General features: G+C 42.2%; 3 protein-coding genes. 2 read left to right on the top strand and 1 reads right to left on the bottom strand.

The annotated features are described in order from the left end of the window. Positions 1-525, top strand: a 525-nt coding sequence (locus RAO94_05450) for a hypothetical protein (protein MDP8321774.1), incomplete at its 5' end; no start/stop codon positions are given. 1 nt (position 526) lies between these two features. Here the strand turns inward: RAO94_05450 and RAO94_05445 are convergent. Further along, positions 527-1612 (bottom strand): PfkB family carbohydrate kinase, encoded by a 1086-nt coding sequence (locus RAO94_05445; GenBank protein MDP8321773.1) that lies wholly within the window; start codon positions 1610-1612, stop codon positions 527-529. A gap of 113 nt (positions 1613-1725) precedes the next feature. Here RAO94_05445 and malQ point away from each other — a divergent pair, with 113 nt between their 5' ends. Continuing rightward, complete coding sequence (gene malQ, locus RAO94_05440) at positions 1726-3216, top strand: 4-alpha-glucanotransferase (GenBank protein ID MDP8321772.1); 1491 nt, start codon at positions 1726-1728, stop codon at positions 3214-3216. The last annotated feature ends 849 nt before the right edge of the window (positions 3217-4065 follow it).

The following is a 4065-nucleotide window of genomic DNA, read 5'->3' as shown; positions in this document are numbered from 1 at the left end:
GCTGAACAGGGGGATATCGTCTATGGGTTTGTCAATCAAGAGTGCCGCGGAAAACAGCCCGTCAAGCTCAGCGAAGGCAAAGCATATATGACTATGAACATTCAGGGACTGGATGATCATGAGCCGGTATATTTCAAGATCTGGGATGCAAGTGCAGATTCAGTTTATGACGTGAATTTTACTACCTATACCAAACCTAATAAAGATATTGGCTATCCACCGGATTTACTGCCCATCAATGGTATTAGAGCCGGAGTAACTTTCTTTTTCCCGCCAGAACAACTCGAAATGCATCCTTATGAAGTACGCCAGCTTGACGTTGGATATTATTGTAATACTACTAAGTTCATTAAGAATGTCAGGGTTTTTGGAGCAGAGAATCTGGAAGTTATACCTGATGGGCTGATGATCAATATTACGACAACTTCAGATTGGACAGGTGATGAAGAGATTGAGATCGAGCTTCTCAATGATGCTGACGAAGTTATAGAATATGGAGATATATTAATTACGGTTTCCCCGTAGTTTATTCCGTTAATTCTCCCAGCCAGTCTATTAATTGCTCTCTGGATGGAGAATGAGCATTGCGGACATAATAACCGGAGGTATAAACTCCAGTATATAGAGCATCGATCAAATCCATATTCAGCATCAGCCCCAGGCAGAAACCCGCATTGAAATTATCACCCGCTCCTGTTGTAAGTTTGGGATCAGGAGTATAAGGACCATCCACCCAACCGGAAATATCTGCCATTGCAGCAGCAGCACCTTTCACGGGATGTATCACCACACTATATAGATTGAGCAGCTTTCTTAATATAACAGTTCTTTTCACGTTGTCAGGCTCTTCTATATCCAGGCAGTGCGCTATCATAATAGATTCCTTTTCATTCATGCCTAATATCGTTTGTGAATGCTCTGCCAGAGCAGATATCAAATGCAATACCTCAATAATATCTTTCTTTTCCCTTTTAGCAGGATCAGCCAGGTCTATAAATACTAAAGGATCATGTTCGTTATTTGTGATTAATTCTATCAAACCGGTAATAATAGTATTCATACGCGAAAGCATAGTCCAGTTCGTAATGGCAATAAGCTCTGCTTCATTTACAAGCTGAGTTACGCGGTCAATGCTTAGGGTATTAACCAGATTCTCCCAGTTGATTTCCTTGAGCGTAGTGCTTTTGCCCAGCATCAGTTTGCCGTCGGTGAATTCCAGGGCGTCAGTGTGCCCGGGATCGCAGAGCGAAGTTACGCTTTGGCAATTCCGCACAAAATCATCAAACACTGGATGCACTTCCGGTGCTCCCAAAGAGCCGATATAATGCACGTCCATATTGCTGATTGCCAGGGCATTTGCCATGATCACGCCATTTCCGCCTATCTTTATTAATTGCGGCACAAGCTCTATATTAGTGCTTAAGCCTGCAGCAGCAGCTATCTTATCTGCCAGATCAGATATCTTTGCCATTCGTGTGTATTCCGTTTCACAATTGCGCATGACAACCACATGGATGATCTCATCTATAAAGCCATCAAATCCTACCAGCAAATTACAGGGCTGAGTTTCTTTAGCCAGAATATCCTTGATCATTCTAAGTTTATTCTTCATTTTCACCTCAGAGAATCCATCCTAAAAAACTAAAATACAGTCAATAAAAAGTTATATTTTTATTTACAGAATATAGGGCTGTAGAAATTTGATACCAGATATCAGGAGGCATTATGTCTAATAATATTCCCCGCAGCTGCGGCATCTTATTGCATATCACTTCCCTGCCCAATAGGTATGGAATTGGCAGTATTGGTAAGCAGGCTTATGAATTTATAGATTTTCTGAATAAAGCCGGACAAAAGATCTGGCAAATTTGTCCCATTGGACCTACAGGCTATGGTGATTCTCCTTATGCCATGTATTCTTCCTTTGCCGGTAATCCCTATTTTATTGATCCAGATATGCTGGTTTCCAGCCGCTATATAAAAAGTGCTGATCTGGCTGACGCACCTCTATTTGATGATAATTACGTTGATTTCCCCGCAGTATATGCTTATAAAGATAAGATATTCAAGTTAGCCTTTGCTCAATTCAAAAATGAGATTCCCCCTAAGTTTGAGCAGTTTATTTTAGGTGAAGCTTACTGGCTGGATGATTATGCCCTCTTTATGGCTATCAAGAATAAATATCAGGGAAAGCCCTGGTATGAGTGGGATGATAAATTAAAGCTCAGAAAGCCTCAGGCGATTAAAGACATCAAGGCAGAACTTGCTGATGAGGTGTTATATCATCAGTTCCTGCAATATATATTCACCCAGCAGTGGGCGAACCTGAAAAAATATGCCACAGATATTGGTATCAGGATAATTGGTGATATTCCCATTTATCCCTCGCTGGATTCTGCTGACGTCTGGTCAAATCCTGAATATTTCCAGCTTGATGACAATATGCAGCCTATTGCGGTAGCCGGATGCCCACCTGATGAATTCACACTCACCGGGCAGTTATGGGGTAATCCCCTTTATAACTGGGAAGCACACCAGAAAACGGATTTTAGCTGGTGGGTTAATAGATTCCGTTCCCTTTACCGTTTTGTGGATATTATCAGAATTGATCACTTCCTGGGCTTTGAGCATTACTGGTCAGTCCCTTATGGACACCCCACTGCTGCCACAGGAATATGGCAGCCGGGACCAGGACACAAGTTATTTGCCGCAGTAGAAAAGCAATTGGGTGAATTGCCCATTATAGCAGAAGATCTGGGAGCAATTTCCCCTGCAGTAGAAAAGCTAAGGGATGATTTCAAGTTCCCTGGCATGAAGATATTGCAATTTGCCTTTGGTAATGAAGAAGATAATCCTTATTTGCCGCATAATTTTACCCAAAACTGCGTCGTCTATACCGGTACGCATGATAATGAAACCACAGTAGGCTGGTATCAAAATCTGCCGGAGCATGTGAAAGCTCATGTCCGCAGTTATCTTTCCTATCTTAATTTCACTGATTGGGAAGTAGGCTGGAAATTGATCGAAGCTGCCCTGGATTCCGTGGCCGTGATCGCCATAGCACCCCTGCAGGATTATCTGGGACTTGATAATAGAGCCCGATTCAATACCCCCGGCACCATAGGAAATAACTGGCGCTGGCGCTATACCCCGGATCAGCTTAATGAAGGAATAGCCGCAGCCATCAGAATGATGGTAACCAAAGCCAAACGTTAGAAATAGGGAAGAGGAAGGATACGCAAACTCGGATGTCTTCATTGATCACCGATCTTGCATAAACCAGTTCCAGAAAACCATCAACCACTTTCGGAGTACAGTGAAAATGTCACTGTGTGCGGCACCAGCCGCATGAAACTTCCACCAAGATCATTAAAATTAAATTCTCCGATACCATCCCTTTCTCACCTTCCGGTTCGACACATCGACATTCTCGATGTATTCCATAACCATCTGCAGGCAACCTGCAGGCAATCTATTGGCGACCCCCGAGAGACCCTTAAGGGATGTAAAGTTGAACGGCATGACATTATTGTGTTATGTTGATCAGGTTTACATCCCCTACAGGTCTCCTAAAGGTCGCCAGAAGGCTGCCTGAATAGTGCCTGGAGGGTTGAAAATTTACCTTGCGAATGGCTTATCGAGCCGGAGCAACGCATCGGCTGAGGGATGGTGAATAGTGAAAATAGCTGCCGGGCTGTTCATCAGATTTTCATCTGTTGTTAATGAGAGGGTAACTGCTTATAAATCAAGATAATAGGGATTTTGCACAGTCTTTAATAAATCTGATGAGTACATCATCTTAACTCAATAGCTTTTATGGGTTTAGAGAAATGAATATGCCGGATAAAATATGACAAATTATGACAAATTATGACATTGTATGATATTGTATGACAGTATGATAAATAAACCATAAATAGTTTGACAGGATAGTGATATGTGACGAGTATTGGAACTATGAAAAGCAATACAAATGGAAATGCAGATTATTTTATTGAAAATACCTGTCAGATACATGGCAGATATGGCGACAAGGTTTACCGCCGGAAGCGGAATGGGGAGCCG

The sequence above is a fragment of the Candidatus Stygibacter australis genome, from assembly GCA_030765845.1.
In the GTDB taxonomy this organism is placed as follows: Bacteria; Cloacimonadota; Cloacimonadia; order Cloacimonadales; family TCS61; genus Stygibacter; species Stygibacter australis.
The sequence above is the reverse complement of the archived record's forward strand: the minus strand, read 5'-3'. Positions and strand labels throughout refer to the sequence as shown.